Origin of the sequence: Mesorhizobium sp. M1A.F.Ca.ET.072.01.1.1 (assembly GCF_004023325.1) — a bacterium.
In the GTDB taxonomy this organism is placed as follows: domain Bacteria; phylum Pseudomonadota; class Alphaproteobacteria; order Rhizobiales; family Rhizobiaceae; genus Mesorhizobium.
The window spans coordinates 1-21,958 of record NZ_RZSF01000077.1; the positions used below are offsets into that span (position 1 = coordinate 1).

Here is a 21,958-nt window from a genome sequence, read left to right on the forward strand (position 1 = left end):
GCATTCGAGGTTCCGCTCACTCTGGCAGTCATTCCGGCGCTGACCGACGAGAGGCTTGTCGTCCGGCTTGACGAGGCGCCGCATGCCTCGGTCGCCATCCATGGCTGGGCGCACCGAAACTATGCGCCGCAGGACCAGAAAAAGCAGGAACTCGGCGCCCATCGGCCACGCCAGGCGGTGCTCGATGAGATGGCCCGCGGGCTGTCGCGCCTAACCGGGTTGCACGGCGCGCGTGCCGTTCCGATGCTGGTGCCACCCTGGAACAGAATCGACGCCGGCTTGGTATCGGAGCTTGGATCGGTAGGATTTGCGGCATTGTCGGTCTTTGGGCCGCCGAAGCCGGCCCCAGTGCCGGTCATCAACAGCAATGTCGACATCATCGATTGGCATGGCACGCGCGGCTGTCGCGATCATGGGTCCTTGGTTCAGGCCATCATTGCGCAATTGCGGCATGCATTCGACGGTGGCGAACCGGTCGGCCTGCTCACCCATCATCTCGTCCACGATGAATCGGCCTGGCTTTTTCTCGAACGGCTGTTCACAGTCGCCGCACAGACTGAAGCCTGCGCATGGCTTCCGATCAGGACATTGATCGGGCGTAGCGGCGGTAGAGCAATTCCAGGAAAAGTGTGAGCGATTTTCCTCCGGAATTGCATCAAAACAATAAGATAGAGCAAAATAGCTCAGCGCTTTTTGTGCAATGAGACTGGAAATTTGAGCGTCTGGCCGTCCCGCGCGGCAAAAGCGCCGGCAAACCTGGCTTTGGCCAGTTTCTCGATCTCGTCCAATTGGTCGTCGGTGCGTGTCGGATCGTGGTGGAACAGCCCAAGCCCTCGGGCACGGGCTGCCTCACACAGTTTGACGCCCTGCTGCCATGTCGAGTGCCCGTTGCCACGGCGGTCTTCCATTTCGTCCTCGGTGTAGGTGCAATCGTAGATGACGAGGTCGGCGTCTTCGATCAGGTCGAGCACCGCCTGATCGAGCTTACCCGGCTCGTGCTCAGTGTCTGTGATCACCGCCACGATGCGGCCGCCCCATTCGACGCGGTAACCTATGCAGCCTCCCGGATGGTTGAGACTGCCGGTCCGGACGACCACTCCTTCGCGCGGCCTTAGAACGTCTCCGGATACGAAATCGCGGCAGTCGATGCTTGCCTTGCAGATGTCGAGCTTGGCCGGAAACCACGGCGGCCGCATGAATTCATCGACCATCTGACGGGTCGTCATGCGTCCTGCAAGATGGCCGGACCAAAGCCTGACCTTGACGCTCCGGTCATAGATCGGTTTGAAAGCCGGCAGCCCGATGATGTGATCGTAATGGCAATGGGTGAAAAACAGCTCGAAATCGGTCACGCCCGAGGCCCGAAACGCTCTGCCGGCAAGCCCTAGGCCAGAGCCGGCGTCGAACAGAAGCATATGCTTGCCGCATCGCATCTCAATGCAGCTCGTGTTGCCGCCATAGCGAGAGAATTCTGGTCCCGATACCGAAATGCTGCCCCGCACGCCCCAAAACCTGACCAGGAAATCCATGCTGCTCCTTCGCCCGTCGTGGCCAAACAACTGCTGCTAGGCGTTTCGTGCGTCGATCAGGTCCGCGGTCGTATGGCTTAGACGATCGGCAAGAACCCGCAATATCTCAATGGTCATCTCCGGGAACTCCTTCATAAGCCTCAGGAAATGATCCTTGCTGATTTTCAAGGCTTCCAGCGGACTTGCCGCTCTGACGGTGGCAGTGCGGGAGCTGTTGCACAAGATGGCGATCTCGCCAACGATCGAATTTGGCAGCAGTTCGGCAACTTTTATCGGCCCGCTGTCGGAATCGACCAGAACATCCGCCCTGCCTGAGAGGATGACATAGGCGGCGTCTCCCTCGTCGCCCTGCCGGAAAAGGATCTGGCCGGCGCTGTAGCTCACGCGATCGGATGTGAACGCAAGCAGCTTGAGCTTTGTCGGTTCGATGCCGGAGAACAAGGGAACGCGTTGCAGCATTCCAACTTCATCCTTGAGCAGCATTGTCGCAAACCTTCTCAAAATTCGCGTTTGCCAGGCGCCGTATCCCGTGGCCTTGCAGCCAATTTCCACCGACAGAACGATCCCATCTCAATGCCCGTTGGTCTAAGACAGCAGTTCCTTGAAGATACCCTTCCCTGCCAAAAGTGTCTCGAGCGTTCCGTCTTCCACCAATTTACCCGAGTCGAAGACGATAACGCGATCGAACATCATCCCCATTGCCGGATTCGTCACGACCCACACAATTGCCGGCGAATGGCCGTCGCACCTGGCTTCGTCGAGCACGTTTCGCAGCACCTTGTCCTGCGCACGCTGGTCGAGCGCCGACAGCGGCCGGTTGAGAATGAGAAAATCGGGACGCTTGAGCAGGGCCCGGGCAACATCGAGCTTCTGCCGCTGTCCAGCGGTCAGCCGCCTGCCGCCGGCGCCGACGTTGAAGTCCAGGCCAACATCCAGAAGTTCGGCATAAAGCCCCAATTCGTCGAGAATGTCATAGACGATGGAGCGGATGCGATCCGGCGCGTCGGGATGGTTGTTGCCCACACGCCCGAACAGGACATTATCCATGACGCTGGCCGCGGCAATGTATTTGGCAGGATCATAGCGTTCGATCGCATTTTGCAGCTCGGACGGCAGGGTTTCATAGAACCGGTTGCGTGCAGCGACGATCTTGCTCATCAGATCCTCGCTCAGCAGACCGAAGCGGTGCCGGGGCTCGATATAGGCAAAGCTCAGTGTAACGATCATGGCGCGATCGTTCTCCGAAACTGCCTCGTAGGGACGGTTCTTGAGCCGTTGTAGCAAGGTTTCGTAGGCGGGTATCTCTTCGGCGCCCATGAAGGCGAGCTGCTGGAAGAACTGGTGATCGGGCGGCAGGTCGGCAAACAGCTCGATCGCCTGTTCGGCGATCTCCATGCCCATCTCGAAAAGCGTGCGGTCGAGGCCGGCTTGCCTCAGCACAGACGCAAAATAGGGATTGGCCGCTAGCGCCTTGTCGGCCAGTTCGGGGCCGGCGGCGGCGCCGAAGAGCAGGTTTTGGCCGATCGATGCTTCCTTGTTGTAGGCGCCTGGTTCGAAAGGAACCACCAGTCCGCTCAGCCCTTCCTGTTCCAGCCTGGTTCGCAGCGCCGCACGCAGTTCGACGATGCGCCTGGCGAGTTCCGTGTGACGCGTCAGGTCAGCCGAGGAGCGCAAGCCGAGATCCAGAATGTCGCGCGACAGAAGAACCGCGTCGAGCACCCGGCGCACCGCCTCAAAGAGGTCGTGCGGGCCGGTGGCCCCGGCGGAAGCATAGTCGATCCAGTCGCTCCGGATATCGAGGTCCGAATTGCCCGACCGCCGCGCCTCGTGAATGTTCCAGCGCTGCTGGTCTGCCGCAGCACCCTCATAAGGCACCGATGTCAGCGGCGCATGCTTCAACCCGTAGAGCAGGTTATCGCGGAGGCTTGCATGGAACAGGAAAACATCCGACGAGGCGTAGGACATGCGCCGCCCGGTCACCGCTTCGGGAAGTTCAAGCAGGTCGTCGGCGCCCGAAGCGATCTTTCCGCTGTCCGGCCAGTTCAACCGCGCAAAGGCTTCCGCAAGCGCCTCCGCTCCACCTGTTGCGGTGCTGACCAGCGCCACCGTCTCACCCGGCTTGACCTGGAGCGAGATCCGGTCGAGGAGCATTCCACCGCCATCGTCCGCTATGGACAGATTGATCGCCGACAGCGGGTTGGTCATCGGACCGGGAGCGTCGATCCTCAACGCTCCAATTCTCGGCGCGATGAGACCCTCGACGGTGAATTGTTCAACGACCTGCTGGTATTTGACCTGGACGTCCTGCCGAGCCTGATCCCAGTCGATCAGTTCCTTCATCGGTCCGGGCAGGTCCTTGTAGGCGCTGATCACGGCCACCAGCTGGCCGACGTCCAGCCGCCCCCGGATGACCAGGTAGCCGCCGATCATGTAGAACAGAAAGGGCGTGAGCTGCGCCAGAAAATTGTTGAGGAACTTCACCATGAATTTCCATTGGTAAAGATCGAAGCGGATCTTGAAGATGAGGCCGAGCCGGGCAGCTATGTCGGCGCGCTCGTAGTTTGATGTGTCGTGGACGTGAACCGCGCCGATGCCGTCGACGATTTCGCCGACCCGGCCCGAGAGCGCGCGCGCGGTCAACTGCCGTTCGCGCCCGAGCACGATCAGCCGCCGCCGCATGCGCGGGATGAGCACGATCTGGATCACCACGATCACGACCGCAATCGTTCCGAGCCAGAAGTTTTGCACCATGATGAACAGCATGGCCGTCAGCGCCTGACCGCCGAGCAGCACCGGCTGCAGGAAGGCATCGCCGATGAAGCCCCCCAGCGGCTCCACCTCGTCCTTCACCATGGTCGCCACTTCGGCGGATTTCACGCGTTTGAAGTAAATCGGCGGAAACCGCAGCACGCGATCGATCAGATCGAAACGGATACGCCGCAGCATGCGCTCGCCAAGTCGGCCTTTGTATGTGTTGATGTAGAGTTTGAACAGGCCGTTGATGATGACTAGCAAAAGGAAAACAATGCTCAGCGCAAACAGCGTCTCCGTGCGGTCGAGCTGAAAGCCGGAGAAGAACTGCACCTCACCAATGAACGGCAGGTCATAGTGCAGCCTCATGAACGGCTGGGTCGCGCCGGGTTCTCCGAAACCCTTACCTTGGATAGGGCCGTTGACGATCAGCTTCGGCAGATCGAAGGATATGAAATAGGGGATCATCGAAAGCACGACGATCATCAATATCCAGACCTGCTGCTTCTTGGTGTGCGTCCAGATATAGCGGGCTAGACTGGGTTCCATCCGACCGTGGACCGTTCAATTGCAAGGCTGCAGGACATAGAAGCACCTGCTGGCTAATGGCGCATCGGCGATTTCTTCATCGCCAACGACATGCTTCGAGCCACAGTGCACCGTGATTGTCCTGCGCTCAACGATGAAAGGACGCTGCGAGGCGGCGCGATCCAGTTCAGGCGCATGGTCGATGACCGCAACACGGGCATTGTTGATCAGCGAAAGCAGCTGGCCAAACGATTGACGGCTGCCGTGGCGTTTTGGCGAACGGCCGCCACAGCTGCGCTGCTGATGCTGGCGCATGAACGCCGTTGGTCCGGACTGATGGGACAGCCCCTCTCCGGCACCGGGCAATGGCGAAGCGGCGTGCACCATGATCAACGTCCGCGAACCAACCAGCCTTGCCGGGGCAAGATTGCGTTGTGTCGCCCAAAATCCCAACCTACAAGACGAGTATGATGGATGTCACGCAACCACGCAATGCGGGCATGGACGGGCACGAACAGGCCTTGGACCTCACGCGGGGAATTGCCGCCTATGTCAACCACCCTCTCGTGGCAGGGCTGGCGCGCGTCATCGCCAAGCATCCGCACGCCGATATCGCCAACGCCTTCAACCACAAGCAGGTCGCCTGCAAGATGTGGGCGCTCGACAGGCTGTTCGACAGCTGCGGCGGCCGGTTCGGCCGCATATGGGTTCTGGGTGGATGGTACGGCGTATTGCCGGCAATGCTTTTCAACGATGCTCGCTTCGACATCGGGGCGATTGATAGCATCGACATCGATCCCGAAGTCGCGCCGGTCGCCCGGACCCTCAACCGGGATGCCGTTGACCGGTTCCGGGCGCTGACGGCAGATATGTACGCCGTTGACTATGCGGCCGCGCAGCCCGACCTGGTGGTCAATACGAGCTGCGAACACATAGTCGATCTGCGCGCCTGGCTTGCCCTGCTTCCGCGGGGCACGAATGTATTGCTGCAATCGAACGATTATTTCAGCGAGCCGACCCACATCAACTGCGTGGCTTCACTGGCAGCCTTCGAAGCAATGGCGGCGCTACGGGAGGTGCGGTTCTCGGGCGAACTGCCGACAAAAAATTATACGCGCTTCATGCTGATTGGAACTGTTTAACGCATTTCGCTCAAAGCGTGACGGCTGTCGGATAACGACGTCGCGCGAATCTCACCGGGGCGACGCGCGTTAGCTAGAGTTCCGTTTTCAGGGACCATGTTCGATGTCGCTCGCGCAGGATTTGCGCTGAGCGACGCGCGCCTTCCAGATCGAGACGATGCGCGGACGGCCTCGGTCCAGCAAGCGCCTGTTCGATCGCTCGCGCCAAACCTTCAGGCGTTAGGTCCTTTTCCGTCAGCACCGTTGCAAGACCGAGTTCTTCGAGCATCAGGGCGCGAACCGTCTGTTCGGTTTCCGCACCCGCTGCAAACGGAACGAGCAGGGAGCGACAACCCGCGCGCAGGACGTCGCAGACCGTGTTGTAACCCGCCTGCGAGACTGACAGGCGGGCGCCGTTCAGCAGGCTGGCGAAATCCTCGCGGAACCGGAAGATCGACAGGCCCGGCGTGGCATCGCGTGCGATCGCATCGAACTCGCCTTTCGGCAGGTTGGGACCGGTGATCAAACACCATTTCCAAGCGCTGTTGGCATTCCGCGCCGCTGCGATAGTGGCACTGACGAGGCTCTTTCCGGCAGCCCCGCCGCCAACCGACACCAGAACGTCGAAGCGCTCGGAGACCGCGGGCGGTGGCGGCGCGGCAACGAGCCCAGTGTAGACAACCTTGGCCCTGATCGCCCCAGCCAGTGGAAATGTCTTGTCGATGGTTGCGAAAGCCGGATCGCCGTGGACCATGACAAGGTCGAAATGCCTGTTGATGAGATCGACCGTTTCCTCGTTTCGGCCCGGCTTGACGCGCTCCTGAAGGATATCACGGACGGACGTCGCCAGGAGCGGTCTGCGGGATGTCGCCTCGATGGCCTCGATCAGCGGCAGGAGTTCGAAACGCATCTGCCGACGTCCAAATGGAAACGCCTCGACAATGACGATATCGGGCCCGCAATCCCGGTAGGCCTGCAACAGCATCTCCGAACGCCATTTCTTGAAAGCATCGTCGATGGGTTTGCCCTGCAGGTCGACAAGTCCGGAAAATCCTTCATCGCCGGAGGTGACGGGTGGCAGAGGTACAGATTTGACCCCCGATCCTGGAAACCCCGCGATCGGCGCGCCGCCGGTCACCACGGTTACGTCAAACCCGTCATCGACCAGAGCCGCCGCAATGCGGCTGGCGCGCGCAAGATGGCCGATACCGAGGAGGTGCTGGACATAGAAGAAGGCGCGCAGTCGCTTCATTCGGCGGCCCGCCACTCCCGCTCGAAGAGTTCCTTGAGCTGCCCAATGCTTGTCATATGATCGAAATTGGCGCGCACGCGCCACTCTGCGGCGTCACCAAGGCGGGCGCGCAGCAGGGGATCACGGATAAGGCGCTCCAGCGCCTGTGCCAAGGCAATTGGATTTTCTGTCGGCACCAGCAGCCCGGTTTCATCCGGAGATAAAAGCTCCGGCACGCCGGAAATATCGGTCGACACGCAGGCGAGCCGCTGGCTGGCCGCCTCGACCAGAACGTTCGGCAGACCGTCCCGGTCGCCATTTGCGGTGATCCTGCAGGCCAGGGCGAAGATGTCGGCTCGGCGGTAGTGCTCAAGCACCTCCTCCTGGGCAAGCGCGCCTTTCCAAGAGACGCGACCATCCAGTCCGAGCTTTTGCGCGAGCGCCTTGAGCCGTTCCAATTCGTCGCCGCCGCCAATATGCTCGAAACGCCACGCCAAATCACCAGGCAGAAGGGCAAGCGCCTCCAGCAAGGTATCGTAACCTTTCTTTTCAACGGCGCGCCCGACACTCAGAACGACAACCGGTTCGTCCGGTGCCGAGCCGTCGTGCTGTTTGCGCGCCCCGCGGAAGCTGCCGAAGCGATCAAGGTCGAGCCCATGATAGCTCAGATGTAATGACGAGTTGCCGTTAGCGAGTTTTTTTAGACGGTCGAAGCCGGTTTTCGTGCAGGTGACCGTCCAGCGCGCCGAGGAAAGCTTGCCGGCCAGATCCCAGTCAGCCGAAGTCCAGATGTCCTTGGCATGGGCCGAGCAGCTCCAGGGCAGACCGCGAAGCTGGCTGGCATAGCGTGTCACCGATGCCGGTGTGTGCGCGAAATGCGCATGCAGCCAGTCCGCATCTTCCGGCCATTCGGCCGCCAGCACGAGCGCTTGCCCGAAGCGGCGCACGCGATTGCGCGTAAAGTCGCGGGGGATGTCGGCAGCCAGCGATCCGAGCGCGCGCCAGAAGCCTGGCCGCAGCAGACAAGCAAACAGCGAGCGAGCCACGCGCAGCGGTTCTTCATGCAGGTATTCCGGCAGATAATGGACGGGCGCTTTGATCTCGTTATGCACCGGATGGCGTTTTGCGTCGGTTGGCCGCCTCAGCGCAACGAGTATCAGGTCGAACCCCGCTCGCTCCAACCCGAGCAGTTCCTGCGCGATGAAGGTTTCCGACAGCCGCGGATAACCCTTCAGAACCACGACGATCTTGCGATGTTGCAACTCAGTTGATGCCTTCAATGACCGAAAGATGATGGCCCGCCCGCCTGTCGAGCAGTTCCGCGACGATCGCGGAAATATGAGGCAGCCCTTCCAGCCTCAGATGCGGATTGCTCTGCGATGGGCGGGGCCGATCCGGCAGCACCTTCAGTGTATCGGCAAACCGCTGGGAATCCTCGGCTTCTTCCGGCGAAAGCATCTTGATGAGACCGAGTTCGGCTGCTCGCCGTGCGCGGATCAGTTGCTCCTCGCGCGGCTTGACGCGCGGCACGATCAGCGCCGGCTTGTCGAAAGACAGTATCTCGCAATAGGTGTTGTAACCGCCCATCGCCACTACCGCCTTGGCGCCGGCAATCAGCTCTTCCATGCGGTTGTCGAATTCGATGATCTTGATATACGGGATTTTGGACCCCTTCTTAAGAAACTTGTTGCGCTTGCGCGCCGGCATGTAGGGCCCAAGCACGATCAACGCCCTATGCTGCAATTGCGGATCCTGCTGATAGGCATCGATAACGTTGTGGATCAGATCGGCGCCGTCGCCGCCGCCACCGGTCGTAACGAGGATATAGTCGCCCTCGGGGCGGTGGCCGGGCAACTCGTTCTTCTGCAGGCTCCGTTGCAGGAAACCGACGAACTTCATCTTTGCCCTGATAGCCGGCGGCACATCCAGGCCGGTCAACGGATCGTAAAAATCCGGCGGACCGTAGGCCCAGACCTTGTCGTAGAACAGGCCTATCTTGCGCATCACATCCCTGCGTTCCCACTCTGTTTCCAGCAGATGCGGCGCATCCATCACCTCGCGCAGGCCAAGCACCAGCGTAGTGCCTCGCGTCTTGAGGTAGGACAGCGTGTCCTCGATCTCACCGCGCAGCCCGAGCGGTTCCTTGTCGACGATGAAGATATCCGGCCGAAACGTCTCGGCTGTGTGGCGAATGATCGACTGGCGCATTCTTAGCGTCTCATGCAGATCGATATCCTTTTCCAGCGAGGTGTATTCGCCGTTGCGCAACTTGATGACGCTCGGGATCTTCACGAAGTCGACGCGGGCGCGGTAGTCGAAGGCGCCGGCGATAGGCGCGCCCGAAATGATAAGCACCTGAAGTCCGTGGAAATCCTCCACCAGGGAATGCGCGATCGTGCGGCAGCGCTGCAAGTGGCCGAGCCCGAACGTGTCGTGGCTGTACATGAGAATTCGAGCATCTTGTACGTGCTGGGTCATTGTCGAACCTCTTTAGAATTCTCGCCTGAGGACCGCGGGCCCCCGCAGGATTCGAACCCATTTCTCGCGGGTCTATCGACCTGTTTTGAACATGAGGGAGCAATTTTTTCAAATTATATTACCCAAGAGGGTTCATATGCTGAGCAGCGTCTGCTCAGCTGCTATGCACATTGGATCCGATGCCCAGCCTATTTGCCTTGTCGGCCTCGTGCGCTGCAGATCGATCACGGCGGATACATGCACTTGTTTCGAGACGGGTCGCGGGCTGGCCGATTGCTTGCTTTCAGAAATGCGGCCAGGGCGATGGCGCTCCTCCCTCGTGGCCGACGCGGCTAAACTGCCCAAGAATGGGCTGAAGATCTGCAAAGACAGCGCGCCGACACAAACCATGATCGATGCCCCAGATGCGGGCGCTCTCGCGCCGCCCACGCAGAACATCGCCTTGTCCCTCAGCCAGACGAATTCAGTAACAGCATTGGCGTTATCCCACCTCCGACCCGATGAGCGAGGGGGCAACCCGCGCGGCCCACCCAAGCGCAGGACCTAACGTCGACGATTGTGCCTTCGAGCGTCGCCCAAGCGAAAGAGCCATATCCTACTCAAATTGAGGTATGACTCCGCGGGGACAGCCTTTCAAGCATGTGCTAATAAAGCCGTTTCGGGGAGGATGCCATGCCGTCCTTGAGGTGGGCTGCAGTTGTCGCGCTTGCCGCGAATCTCATCAATGCGACACCGACCATAGCCGCCGAAGCAGTGGGCCGGGCAGTCGTGATCAAGACTGCCGTTACCGGCGCAACCGGACCACTGGTGGTCAGCGCACCCGTTCATCGGGACGAACGTATCAGGACATCCAACACCGGGCTTGGCCAATTCGTGTTCCGGGATGGCACCAAGCTGGCGGTGGGGTGGGGTTCTTCCGTCGTCCTCGACAAATACGTCTTCAACGATGATAATTCGGTGAAGAAGCTCACCATCCGCGCTGCCAAGGGAACGTTTCGCTGGATAAGCGGGAGCTCGCCTTCGTCCGCCTACGAGATTGTGACGCCCGCAGGCACAATAGGCGTGCGGGGAACAGCATTCGATGTCCACATCGCGCCCAACGGCAAAACCGCCGTCGTGCTGCTGAAGGGGTCGGCCCGATTCTGCAGCGGCGGCGGATGCAGGAAACTGAAGCGGCGCTGCGATTGCGTGGTCGCGACGCCGTCAGGCTCAATGACCGACGTTATCAAGGTCAATCGATCTGTGCTCACCACACTCGGGACCTCGCGGGCATTGCCGTTTCTGACCGGCAATCAGCAGCTCTCGGGAGGCTTTGACGCAATCGGCGGAAATTGCGGGCTTACGGCTGCCATTCAGCAAGAGCATACGGCACGGCCGCAGCGGCGCAACTCACCGGCACCACCCGGTCCGGGCACCCCCGATCCGCCGAGCCCGCCGCGGGGCGACAAAGATGACGGCAACAACGGCCATGGAAATGATCCGGGCAAGCACGATCCAAGCAATCCCGGAAAATCCAAGGGTCCTGGCAAAAAGTAGCGACGACGGCGGTGGCCGGCAGCGGCAAGAGCAACGGATAGCCGCTCTTTTTCTCGGCGCGTCCGTATCCGCACTTCGCCAACCGGTCTGGGCCAACTCGCTCCTACGTCGGGGTGGACGAAATTATTGCCCTTGAACAGCGGCGAGTCGAGCCGTCGACCGCTCTGCATGAATGAAGGTCAAGAACCGGAGCCGAATTGTTGCTCCGCATAGCCGGCATTCGTTTCCATCGCCGCTCCCGCCCGTTTGCCAACAAAATCGTCCGCTCTGCGCGGGATCCGGCCATAGAATTCCTGCAACCCTGCCGGCAGGCCCGCGGCCTTGACTTTTGCCGCCGCGATCATCTTTCGGCTGCCTGGCAAGCGCGATTGCAACGCCTCTACGAGCTTGCCATGGAGAAGCCGCAATTCGGCAAAATCCGGCGACGACCCAACGTTTTCATCGCCTACGACGGCATTGATTCTGGTCCTCGTGCTCTTTCCCTTGAGTTCCAGCGATCCCGCGTCGAGCAAGGCCCAGCCTTGCAGCGATCTTACTGTGTCGTCGGACGCGAGGATATCGAAACTCACCGTCTTGCACGTTGTCTCGATACGCGCTGCGATGTTCACCGCGTCGCCAACGGCCGAATAGTTGAAACGCGACTCCGCGCCCATATTTCCGACACAGGCGACGCCGGTATGGATTCCGATACCGATGCGAACCGTCTGCCCGGCCCCGAATCCGAATGCATCGCTTTCGTTGAGGCGGGCAATCGTCTCGCGCATCGCCAATGCCGCGCGAGCGGCTTTGCGGGGATGATCGGTGACGTCGACCGGGGCATTCCAAAAGGCCATGATCGAATCGCCGATGAACTTGTCGAGCGTGCCTTCATTGGCGGTGACATGACGGCTGAGCGCGTCGAGAAGCGTGTTCAAAAACCGCACGACGGCGGTGGGCGGCAGTCTTTCGCTGATCTCCGTGAAGTTTCGCACATCGACAAACATCACGGTCAGCTCTCGGTCGTCGCCGCCAAGACGAAGCGCGTCGCGCGTGTGCTCGATCCGGTAGAGAAGCGATGGCGACAAATACTGACCGAAGGCCCGCCGGATCGCGCGCCGCTCTCGATCAGTCACCAGGAAGCGGAAAGAGGTTGTCGCGAAATGCGTGATCGTGCCCATGAGGATCGGCGCAAACGGGTCGAACAGCAGTCCCGCAAGCGAAAAGGCAAACCATGATGCGACGAGCGCCAGTCCCGTGATCGCAAGGCCGCAGGCGAGCGCAATCGCGGGGCTTACGAAAATCGTCAGAATCACCAGGAGGCTGCCGAGCATCGCGATCGACGCGATTTCCAGCCCGTTTGCCCAATCGGGCCGAGACAGATAGTGGCCGGACAGCACCTGTTCGATGATCTGGGCGTGGATCGAGACGCCCGGCACGTTCTCACCGAGCGCGGTGACACGAATATCCTGCAGCCCGGCGGCCGAGGTGCCGACAAACACGATGCTGCCTTCGATCGCGGCCCTCGTTTCGGACGAGACGCCGCCGGGTGCAAGCACGTCCTTCGCCGAAACATAACGTTCGGCCCTGTCGGGGCTGACGTAGAGCCAGAGTTCGCCGGCCGAGGTCACCGGGATAACGAAGTCGCCGATCTTGACGGAGGTCATTATGCCCTGCCGATCCGGCGCGCCGGCAATGAGGTAGGTGGAGGCGCCCTGCACTACCCTTATGGCTTCGAGGGCAAGATCGGGATAAAGCTGCTCGCCATCAGTCAGAAAGAGTGGGGCTGTCCTCACCACGGCGGTCGATCTGCCGGGATTGAGGCTGATGTGTCCGATGCCGGCTGAATTGGCCTCAAGCTGGGGCCGCAGCGGCGTGGCTGCCGTGATATGGGGAGGAGCGGCGACCGGGCTCTCGCCCGTAAAGGCAATGCCAGCCTTGATTTGCGGCCGATAGTTCCCTTCGTTGGAGATGCCGTAACCCAGGATAACTGGCTTGCCGGCGATCGACCGGGCAAAGATCTCGTCGTTGTCGGGCAGGCGGTCCAGCAGGGCCGGATCGATGCCCGGCACGTCGCGGAGAACAGTGCGAGGCGACAGACGGTCGGGCTCGGCGAAAAGGATGTCGAATGCGATGGCTGCTGCACCAAGCTCCGCCAGCTTTTCGACCAGGGCCGCGATGCGATCCCTGGGCCACGGCCACTGCCCGAACTGCTGCAATGAGGCCTCGTCGATGTCGACCACGCGGACGGGCATCGACTCGAAGCGGCGAGGTGCCAGCCTCTGATACTGGTCGAACGTCGCTTCGCGGGCGAGTTTCAACGGCTGCGGGTCGCTCGCCCGCACAATGGTAAGCGCCGCCACCAGCGACAGACCCAGGATGACGCCAGCCATCTGGGCGCGTGTCATGACATCTGCACCAGTAACTGTGCCGCGTATCCTGCCTGCATGGCCCCGCTCCGGAAGGCAGCTTTCGAGCCTCGAAGCTAGGCTGCATTGTTCCCGGCAAATGTGCAATCGCCAACCTTACGCCCAACGGAGCAGCGTGAGCCCAGCGCTGGCGATTTGCGTAGCGACGAAGTTCTCAATCGGCTCCAGCGCTAGACAGTCGAGGAGCAAGAGCGCTAGCGGAGGCCGCCGGCCATTTTCACGCTCTCCGGCAAGTTTCGCAACCACAGCATAGCGGCCGCCCCGAGAAGCGGGCCCGGCACCAGCAGCAGGAAGGCCCAGCGCCAGCCGCCGATGAAGTCGGCGAAGCGCGGCGTCAGCCAGATGGCGAGCACCGTCAGCGCAAAGCCGGCGCCAAGCTGCACCGACAGCGCCGTGCCGACGAAGCGGCGATCGCCAAGCTCGGTCACTGCGGCGGAGAATTGCGCCGAATCGCCGATCACCGAAATACCCCAGACGACGGCGACCAGCATGAAGAGCCAAAGCGGCCCGGCAAACAGGAAGCCCATCAGCAGCGCACAGCTTCCCGAGACGATCATCATGCCGGCGGTGGTCGCGGTTCTGCCGATGCGGTCCGACAGATAGCCGCCCAACAGGCAGCCAATGATGCCGGAGGCGACGACGAAGAAGGTCGAAAGCGACGCGGCAGCGGCCGATCCGATCGCCTGCGCCTCGAATGCCGAGCGCGTATAGGCAAGCAGCCACGCCCACATGGCGTAGAGTTCCCACATATGGCCGAGATAGCCGAGATTGGCCAGGAGCAGCGGCCGCTCGCGAAACACCTGCCCGATGCGCGATGGCTCGAACACCGCCTTGCCGAAAGGATAGGGCCCCTCCCTTGCGAACAAGAGAAACAGGAGCGCGCCGACCGTCGTTGCTACACTGGCGGCCGCGACCACCGGCCGCCAGTCGAGCGCGGTCAGGACAGCGCGAAAAAGATGCGGCAGCGCCGAGCCGATGGTGAGCGCGCCTATGACTGCGCCGAGCGCCAGCCCCCGATCGCGCGTGAACCAGGTGGCGACCAGCTTCAGCGCCGGCGGATAGACGCCGGCAAGCGCTGCGCCGGTGACAATACGCGCGGCGATCACGCCGCCTGGCCCGGGATGAAGCAGCAGGCTCGCATTAGCGAGCGCGGCGACAAGAGCGGCGGCCGCCATCAGCCGGCAGAGCCGCACTAGGTCGGGAAGATTGACCAGGCTCGCCCCCAGCGCACCGATCACGAAGCCGACCTGAACGCCGTTGGTCAGCCAGGCCTCCCCGCCGGCGCCGAGCGCAAGCTCCTGCCTCAGTTCGGGCAGGATGGCCGTCGCCGAAAACCAGGTGGTCAGCGACAGAACGACCGCCAGGCAAAGCAGCGACAGCACGCGCCAGCGGCCGCGGTCAGCGGCCATGCCAAGCGGGCTGCCGCTCACCGCGCTCATGCGCCTTGCAGCGGGATGGTCAACACGGCCGCCGTGCCGGTGAGACAAAGCTCCCCCTGGCCGTTGCGCAGGCTGGTCTCGATCTTGCAGATCGGCTTGTCGGGGCGCAACTTCTTGACCTCCACGCGTCCGATGATCGCTTACTCAACGCCGACCGCCTTGACGAACTTCCATGCGATTTCGAGAAAGACGGTCCCGGGCCCGGGCAAATCCTCCGCGACCAGGGCATTGAGAATACCAGAACTGACGCCGCCGTGGAGGATCAGCTTGCCGAACACCGATTTCTCGGCCGGCGCGCGGTCAATTCATGCAGCGGATTGCGCTCGCCGGCAGCGTCGGTGGAAGGCTTCGATTCTATGCCAGCCCGAACCGTTCGACGGCCCGCATGATGCCGCGCAGTTCGGCGAGGCCCTTCAGCCTGCCGATCAGCGAATAACCGGGATTGATCCTGGTCTTGCCGATGTCGTCGGCGAGCAGATGTCCGTGATCAGGCCGCATCGGAATGCGCCAGTCGGCGCGGCCTTCCTCCCGACGGCGCGCTTCCTCCCGCATCAGGGCGAGGATGACATGCGCCATGTCGGTGCCGCCCTCGAGATGCTCGGCCTCGTAGAAGGAGCCGTCATCCTCGATGGTGACGTTGCGCAGATGGACGAAATGGATGCGGCCGGCGAACTCCTTGACCATGGCAACGATGTCGTTGTCGGCGCGCGTGCCGTAGGAGCCTGTGCAGAATGTCAGCCCGTTTTCCGGGCTCTCCACGGCATTGAGAATGAACCGCGCATCTTCAGCTGTCGAAACGATGCGCGGCAGGCCGTAGAGCGAGAAGGGCGGATCGTCGGGATGGATGCACATGCGCACCCCTTCCTGTTCGGCGACCGGAATAATCTCGCGCAGGAACCAGGCGAGATTGTCGCGCAGTTCCCTTGGCCCAATCGAATCGTACTCGGCCAAGGCCTCGCGAAAAGTGTCCCGGTTGTAGCTGCGCTCGGTGGCGGGCAGTCCGGCGATAAGGTTACGCTCGATCCGCTCGATTTTCTCGTCGCTGAGCTCTCTCAGTCGCGCTTCCGCTTCGGCGATGCGCGCGGCGCTGTAGCCGGCCTCGGCATTCCGGCGCTTCAGCACGAACAGGTCGTAGGCCGCGAAATCGATCGCGTCGAAACGCAATGCATAACCCGTCGTCGGAAGGCGATACGCCAGATCGGTGCGGGTCCAGTCGACCACGGGCATGAAATTGTAGCAGATCGTCGCGATGCCGGCCTTCGCCAGCGCTCGGATCGTATCCTTGTAAAAGCCGACATAGCGCAGCCGTTCCGGCGAGCCGATCTTGATCGAGTTGTGGACGGGGATGCTCTCGACAACCGACCAGGTCAGCCCCGCCGCCTCGATGATCCGCTTGCGCTGCAGGATGTTTTCCAGCGGCCAGGCGCGCCCGTCATAGATGTCGTGCAGCGCCGAGACGACGCCGGTCGCCCCGGCCTGCTTGACGTGATCGAGCGTCACCGGATCGTCCGGGCCATACCAACGCCAGCACTGCTCCATTTGCTGCCTTCCTTTGAGAGAGAGCGGCAAGTTATTGTTGGACCACGATGAGAGTCAATGACAATTTGGGCTTTATCGGACGCCTAATGGCCGACATGTAGCGCGGTAAACTGATCGAGACGGCGTCCAACTCGATTGTTTTCCCGGAATCTTGCGATATCCTGGTCCAACAATTTGGGAGATTCGTCATTGGAAAATTCTCACGCCGTGCGCGAGAGCGTCGCCCGCCGCCACGCCGGCGGCAGCTCGGCGGTCGATGCCGCGGCCGGGCGTATCCTCGATCTCATCCGCTCGCGGCAGCTGAATGTCGGCGACGTGCTGCCGACAGAGCGCGAGCTCAGCGAGATCACCGGCGCCAGTCGCAACACCGTGCGCGAGGCTTTGCGCGCCATCCGGACCTACGGGCTGATCGAACCGAAACCCCGCGTCGGCGCGGTGCTCGCCGACGGGCATAGCATCGCCATCCAGAATTTCTTTGCCGCGCATATGGATGTCTCGCGCTCCTCCTTCGCCGACATTCAGGGCTTCAGGCGCATCATCGAAGTCGGCATCGGTGACCACATCGTGCTCAACGCCAACAACGAGCAGATCGAAGCGCTCGACGCGGTCAACGCGCGGATCGTCGAGAGCCGCTCGATCCAGGAGGCCGCGGAGAATGATTTCGACTTCCACATGGCGTTGATCGGGCTGGCGAACAACCGCATGCTGTCGGACATGTATTCCTTCCTTTCCCCGGTGATCCTGCGGATCATGACCATCGGCAAGGAGATGCGCCCGGTCCTGGCCGACACCCGCGCCGCGCATGGCGAGATCGTCGCCGCCCTCCGCGCGCGCGACAGGGTGGCCTACGCCTACCTGATGAGCCGCCATCTCGATTTCGCCCTGCGATTCCTGCCGGAAGAGCCGGCGTCGGACACGTGACTGAAGGAGTTCCCGCAATGAAGGATTTTGTTGGCAAGGTCGCCCTGGTGACGGGGACGACGGGAATCGGTCTGGCAACCGCCAGGCGCCTCGCCGCAGGGGGTGCTGCGATCATCGCCTGCGGCATCGACCGCTCGGCCAATGCGGCAATGAGAGCGGAGCTGGAAAGTTCCGAAGCCGGCGCGCTGGTCGTCGACACCGACGTCTCCGTGGCGGACCAGGTCCGCGATGCCGTCGCTGCCGGGGTCGCACGGTTCTGCGGCCTCGACGTGATCGTCAATTCGGCGGCCGTCCATCCCTACGGAACCGCGACCACGACCGACTGGGAAACATGGAACAAGGCCATGACGGTCAATGTCGGCTCGATCTACCTGACGGCGCATTTCGGCATCCCCGAAATGATCCGCCGCGGTGGCGGCGCCATCGTCAATGTCGCCTCGGTGCAGGGTTTCGCCTGTCAGCAGAACGTCGCGGCCTATGCCACGACCAAGGGCGCCATCCACACGCTGACGCGTTCGCTGGCGCTGGATTACGCGGCGGCCGGCATCCGGGTCAATTCGGTCAGCCCAGGCTCGATCCGCACACCGATCCTGGAGAAGGCCGCGCGTGGCGAAACCGGCAGCGATGCCGATGTCGAGGAAGCGTACAGGCGCTTCGGTGCGGCGCATCCGCTTGGCCGCATCGGCGAACCAGAAGAAGTGGCCGAACTCATCGCCTTTCTGTGCTCCTCCAGAGCGAGCTTCTGCACCGGCGCGGATTACAAGATAGACGGCGGCCTGACCGCCGGCATCGGTGTGAAATAGAGCCATGAAGATCGGTCTTGGCCTTTGCCGGAGCAGCTGACGCCGGACGATTTCCGCTTTGCCCGTCTGGCGGGCGCCATGCATGTCGCTGCCCGCCTCACCAACTATTTCGTGGCCCAGGATCACCCAGGATAGATCAGGAGCTTGTTGGCATTGCAATGTGGTCGCACCAGTGGCGATCGCATCGCATTCGTGTTGAAAACGCAGCTTCAAAATCACCCAAAAAGCAAGTGAAGTCGAGGTCAAAAGGTTTAAACCGATTTATATTTCGATTCAAATTGTCCATATTAACTAACTATTAACATGTCGCTTAACTTTTTGATTTTTTTACGTATGGTGCCATGAAGGAGGTAGTTCGAACTACCGGAGAGTGGGGCGACTTCTCCTATGCGAAAAGTTTTAGAAACTTCAAAAAGAGATTTTGAACAACACAGCGTTACGACCGGCGGATCGGATCCGCTCCACTCCAGCCAACATCTGAACCATGAGACCTCTCGTTTTCCGCGGTTGCAGCACCAGACTTCGACCGGACGTCCAAGCGTGACCGCCGTGGCAGCGCTGGAAGCAGCCCCTTCCCGGCAGGACCTGCCTGCATTGCCGACGGTGCAGCTTGGCGGGCTGCCTGTCACCGTGATCGACCGGCAGGGCGCCGCCCGCTTGATGCTCGCGGCGGCGCGGCAGCACCGCCATGGCAGCCGTCCCTACTACTTCACCTCCGTCAACGGCGAGGTCATCGCCCAGGCTCGCGCGAAATCGGAGATCGCCGCCCTCTTCCGCGAAGCCGATCAGATCTTCGCCGACGGCCAGCCACTTGTGCTCGCCTCGCGCCTATTGTGCCGCACGCGGTTGCCGGAACGGGTGGCCACCACCGATCTGTTCCACGATGTCGCAAAGCTCGCCGAGAACGAGGCCGCGACCTTCTACCTGCTTGGATCGACTGAGGCCGGGAACGCCAAGGCCGTGGCCGCCATCAAAGCCAGCTATCCGCGCCTGCGCATCGTCGGCCACAGCCACGGCTACCTGACCGGCGAAGCGCTCGAGAAAAAGCTCGAAGAGATCGACGCGCTTGCACCGGACATATTGTGGCTCGGCCTCGGCGTGCCGCGCGAGCAGATCTTTGTCCGCGATTTTGGCTCGCGGCTCTCGAATGTCGGTGTGATCAAGACTTCCGGAGGGCTGTTCGACCATATTGCCGGCAAGGTCCGGCGCGCCCCGCTCTGGGTCCAGAAGGCGGGTTTCGAATGGCTGTGGCGCATGTTGATGGAGCCGCGCCGGCTGTTCTGGCGCTACTTCACCACCAATCCCCGTGCCCTTTATGCCCTGTTGAGGTATTCCCAATGACAGCCGAACATTCGCTTCGTCCGCTGCCGGAGGGAACCGACACGGAGATCGCTGTCGTGGGCGGCGGGCTCTCCGGGACACTTGCCGCGACTCTCCTCGGCCGGTCGGGCTACCGTGTCACGCTGATCGACCGCCATCCCGTTTTTCCGCGCGAGTTCCGTGTCGAGAAAATCGCCGGCGACCAGATCGACAAGCTGCGCCGGATCGGCCTCCTCGACAGTCTTTCCACGGCGGCCGCGGCATTCGACGAGATCGTCAACGTGCGCAAGGGGCGAGTGCTCGACCGCACGCGAGCCCGCCATTACGGCATCTTTTACGACGACCTCGTCGCGGCGATGCGGGCCGAACTGCCCAAGACCGTTCGCTTCGTCGCCGGCAGGGTGAGCGCGGTGCAGGCCGGGCCGGAGCGGCAGCGTGTGTCGATCATCGGGCAGCCGGATGTGACGGCTCGCCTGCTTGTGCTTGCCACCGGCATGGGCGACATCCTGCGGCGCGACGTCGGCATCGAGCGCCGGTTCGTCCACCAGCGCCAATCGCTGACTTTCGGTTTTAATGTCCGGCCGGCGGGAGCAAGCGCGTTCAAGCATCCGGCACTGACCTATTACGGCGAACGCGTTTCGGACGGCATCGATTACCTGAACTTCTTCCCGGCCGGCGGCGTCACCCGCGCCAACCTCTTTGTTTTCCGGGAGCATACCGACCCGTGGGTCAAGGCGCTGCGCGACCGCCCGCGCGAAACGCTCATCGAAACGCTTCCGGGACTCCTCAGGACCTTTGGCGATTTCGAGGTCATCGACCGCGTTTCGAGCTGGCTCACCGACATCACCGTCGCCGAAAATTGCAAGCGCGACGGCGTCGTCCTGATCGGAGACGCCTATCAGACATCCTGTCCGGCCGCCGGAACAGGCGTCAGCCGCCTCCTCACCGATGTGGAGCGCCTGTGCATGGTGCACGTGCCGCAGTGGATGGCCTCGCCCGGCATGGCGGCGGCGAAGATCGCCACCTTCTATGATGATCCCACGAAGCAGGCGATGGATGAACGGGGGCTCGAGTTGGCGAATTTCCGCCGCAGCCTGACCATCGACACGGACCTGCGCTGGCGCGCGCGCCGGCAGGTTCATTTCAGCCGTCGCCGCATCCTGCACGAGATCGACAAGTTCAGCCCGAGCTTTGCCGCGCGACTGCGCGGTCTCAAGCGGCCGCAAGTGGAAGCCGTGACCTGATTGCGGGTAAGCCGGCGCATTTCGTTCAAAGTACGCTTCGGCATAGGCGTGCGCGACCGCCTGAAGCTAGCGTAAGGCGTCCGAACCGACCCCGCTTCAACTAGGACGACTCGGCGGCCTCATCGGCAGCCGGCGGCATGATGACAGCTGAAGGCTTGGCCTTCTTGACATGCGCGGCCTCAAGGATATGCCGCGCCAGCGCCTTGGCCGCCGGCAATTTCTGCACCGTCAGATGCGCCGCATAGCCGAGCGGACTCCCTGCGCGGTAGATTTGCCACATCGGTGAAGGCCGGCCGCCGAAGACGCGCTTGTAGGGCTCGTCGCCGATGGTGAAATCGAGGTGTTGATCGCCGCGCTCGATGCAATCGCGGGCGATCTGCTCGAACATCAGGCTGCCGATCGACTGCTTCCGGTAGCCGGCCTCGTCGAAACCGCCGAGGATGACCAGGAGCGAGCCGCGGTGCTCGAGCCCGAGCGCGCCGGCGATCGGCTGGCCGTTCATCCAGAATGCATAGGTGCGGGCGAAGCCGCCGCACCCTTCATTGGCCACGGCCAGGTAGAAATCGAAATAGGAAGGCAGCTGCAAAAGGTCGGCCGGACCGTTGCTGCCGTCGAAGCGTTTGCCGCGATAGAGCTTGAGGGCATCGAATATCGTGCGGACCGCGGCCGGGCCGTCAACGCATTCGAAGCGCGCCTCCCCGAGGCGGTTGAGCTGCCGGGATTTCTTGTCCAGCTCCTTGCGATATGACTGGTCCAGCCGCTGCTCGCGCCAGCCGGCGAATGTCGGCTCCAGCTTGCTGGAATAGGCGCTCATGCCCATGCTGTCGCGCTTGTCGACGCCAAGCAGGCGCTCCATCGCCAGGGAGCGGTCCGCCAGCTTGCCGATGCGCAGGAGATCGTATGGCCGCAGATGCTTGCGGATGGCGGCGACGGTGCGGGCGTCGGCAAGAATGCGGGAGAAGATCTCCTCGTCGGCGACGGGCGAGACATAGTCCGAAACCCCATGCGTAGCCGATCACCCATCGGCACCATCATCGCATGATACCCATCATCCATGACTGGTCGCGTTGGTCCGCCTCGCCACCCGTTTAATGCCACTGTAACAGAGTACCC

General features: G+C 62.0%; 20 protein-coding genes. 7 read left to right on the forward strand and 13 right to left on the reverse strand.

What is annotated here, in order from left to right; genetic code table 11:
- The coding region (locus EOA32_RS13565; RefSeq protein WP_128372029.1) for a polysaccharide deacetylase family protein at positions 1-633 on the forward strand (633 nt) is incomplete at its 5' end.
- Positions 634-683: 50 nt separating this feature from the next.
- On the opposite strand, the gene EOA32_RS13570 is transcribed toward EOA32_RS13565, so the two are convergent.
- The 4 genes from EOA32_RS13570 to EOA32_RS13585 all read right to left on the reverse strand — a co-directional run bounded on the left by EOA32_RS13570 (position 684) and on the right by EOA32_RS13585 (position 5,195).
- Positions 684-1,529, reverse strand: coding sequence for an MBL fold metallo-hydrolase (locus EOA32_RS13570; RefSeq protein WP_128372030.1), 846 nt, complete (start codon positions 1,527-1,529; stop codon positions 684-686).
- A gap of 36 nt (positions 1,530-1,565) precedes the next feature.
- The gene (locus EOA32_RS13575) at positions 1,566-2,012 is read right to left on the reverse strand and encodes a cyclic nucleotide-binding domain-containing protein (RefSeq protein WP_095777238.1); all 447 of its coding nucleotides are present in this window, start codon (positions 2,010-2,012) and stop codon (positions 1,566-1,568) included.
- A gap of 102 nt (positions 2,013-2,114) precedes the next feature.
- A complete protein-coding gene (locus EOA32_RS13580; protein WP_095777237.1) occupies positions 2,115-4,829 on the reverse strand; it encodes an ABC transporter ATP-binding protein in 2,715 nt (904 codons plus the stop codon).
- A gap of 15 nt (positions 4,830-4,844) precedes the next feature.
- Positions 4,845-5,195 (reverse strand): hypothetical protein, encoded by a 351-nt coding sequence (locus tag EOA32_RS13585; protein WP_128372031.1) that lies wholly within the window; start codon positions 5,193-5,195, stop codon positions 4,845-4,847.
- A gap of 83 nt (positions 5,196-5,278) precedes the next feature.
- Here EOA32_RS13585 and EOA32_RS13590 point away from each other — a divergent pair, with 83 nt between their 5' ends.
- Positions 5,279-5,950, forward strand: a complete 672-nt coding sequence (locus tag EOA32_RS13590) for a class I SAM-dependent methyltransferase (RefSeq protein ID WP_095830848.1) — start codon at positions 5,279-5,281, stop codon at positions 5,948-5,950.
- Between the two features lie 73 nt (positions 5,951-6,023).
- Here the strand turns inward: EOA32_RS13590 and EOA32_RS13595 are convergent, their stop codons facing one another.
- Genes EOA32_RS13595 through EOA32_RS13605 form a run of 3 tightly spaced genes read right to left on the reverse strand, consistent with a single transcriptional unit; the run spans position 6,024 to position 9,638 of the window.
- Entirely contained in the window at positions 6,024-7,181 is a 1,158-nt protein-coding gene (locus tag EOA32_RS13595) for a glycosyltransferase family protein (protein WP_128372032.1), read from the reverse strand.
- The gene (locus tag EOA32_RS13600) at positions 7,178-8,422 is read right to left on the reverse strand and encodes a glycosyltransferase family 4 protein (protein WP_128372033.1); all 1,245 of its coding nucleotides are present in this window, start codon (positions 8,420-8,422) and stop codon (positions 7,178-7,180) included. The genes EOA32_RS13595 and EOA32_RS13600 overlap by 4 nt, the downstream gene beginning before the upstream one ends.
- A 1-nt stretch (position 8,423) precedes the next feature.
- Complete coding sequence (locus tag EOA32_RS13605) at positions 8,424-9,638, reverse strand: glycosyltransferase family protein (protein WP_128372034.1); 1,215 nt, start codon at positions 9,636-9,638, stop codon at positions 8,424-8,426.
- A 672-nt stretch (positions 9,639-10,310) separates the two neighbouring features.
- Here EOA32_RS13605 and EOA32_RS13610 point away from each other — a divergent pair.
- Positions 10,311-11,174: a FecR domain-containing protein gene (locus EOA32_RS13610; protein WP_128372035.1), complete on the forward strand. Its 864-nt coding sequence runs from the start codon at positions 10,311-10,313 to the stop codon at positions 11,172-11,174.
- Between the two features lie 179 nt (positions 11,175-11,353).
- Here EOA32_RS13610 and EOA32_RS13615 read toward each other — a convergent pair whose 3' ends face one another.
- The 5 genes from EOA32_RS13615 to uxuA form a co-directional block, all read right to left on the reverse strand.
- A complete protein-coding gene (locus EOA32_RS13615) occupies positions 11,354-13,558 on the reverse strand; it encodes an adenylate/guanylate cyclase domain-containing protein (RefSeq protein ID WP_128372036.1) in 2,205 nt (734 codons plus the stop codon).
- A gap of 215 nt (positions 13,559-13,773) precedes the next feature.
- On the reverse strand, positions 13,774-15,018 hold the full coding sequence (locus tag EOA32_RS13620; RefSeq protein ID WP_128372037.1) for an MFS transporter: 1,245 nt from the start codon (positions 15,016-15,018) through the stop codon (positions 13,774-13,776).
- The gene (locus tag EOA32_RS40570) at positions 15,015-15,143 is read right to left on the reverse strand and encodes a hypothetical protein (protein ID WP_281013996.1); all 129 of its coding nucleotides are present in this window, start codon (positions 15,141-15,143) and stop codon (positions 15,015-15,017) included. The genes EOA32_RS13620 and EOA32_RS40570 overlap by 4 nt, the downstream gene beginning before the upstream one ends.
- 15 nt (positions 15,144-15,158) lie before the next feature.
- Positions 15,159-15,296, reverse strand: coding sequence for a hypothetical protein (locus tag EOA32_RS39255; protein ID WP_210214833.1), 138 nt, complete (start codon positions 15,294-15,296; stop codon positions 15,159-15,161).
- A 76-nt stretch (positions 15,297-15,372) separates the two neighbouring features.
- Entirely contained in the window at positions 15,373-16,557 is a 1,185-nt protein-coding gene (gene uxuA / locus EOA32_RS13630) for a mannonate dehydratase (RefSeq protein WP_128372038.1), read from the reverse strand.
- 189 nt (positions 16,558-16,746) lie between these two features.
- Here uxuA and EOA32_RS13635 point away from each other — a divergent pair, with 189 nt between their 5' ends.
- The 4 genes from EOA32_RS13635 to EOA32_RS13655 all read left to right on the forward strand — a co-directional run bounded on the left by EOA32_RS13635 (position 16,747) and on the right by EOA32_RS13655 (position 20,845).
- Positions 16,747-17,478, forward strand: coding sequence for an FCD domain-containing protein (locus EOA32_RS13635; RefSeq protein ID WP_245499268.1), 732 nt, complete (start codon positions 16,747-16,749; stop codon positions 17,476-17,478).
- A 17-nt stretch (positions 17,479-17,495) separates the two neighbouring features.
- Positions 17,496-18,281 (forward strand): SDR family oxidoreductase, encoded by a 786-nt coding sequence (locus EOA32_RS13640; protein ID WP_066994025.1) that lies wholly within the window; start codon positions 17,496-17,498, stop codon positions 18,279-18,281.
- Positions 18,282-18,941: 660 nt separating this feature from the next.
- A complete protein-coding gene (locus EOA32_RS13650; protein ID WP_245457004.1) occupies positions 18,942-19,622 on the forward strand; it encodes a WecB/TagA/CpsF family glycosyltransferase in 681 nt (226 codons plus the stop codon).
- On the forward strand, positions 19,619-20,845 hold the full coding sequence (locus tag EOA32_RS13655) for an NAD(P)/FAD-dependent oxidoreductase (protein ID WP_128372039.1): 1,227 nt from the start codon (positions 19,619-19,621) through the stop codon (positions 20,843-20,845). Before EOA32_RS13650 ends, EOA32_RS13655 begins: the two co-directional genes overlap by 4 nt.
- A gap of 100 nt (positions 20,846-20,945) precedes the next feature.
- Here EOA32_RS13655 and EOA32_RS13660 read toward each other — a convergent pair whose 3' ends face one another.
- The gene (locus EOA32_RS13660) at positions 20,946-21,701 is read right to left on the reverse strand and encodes a GNAT family N-acetyltransferase (RefSeq protein ID WP_245499269.1); all 756 of its coding nucleotides are present in this window, start codon (positions 21,699-21,701) and stop codon (positions 20,946-20,948) included.
- Between the last annotated feature and the right edge of the window lie 257 nt (positions 21,702-21,958).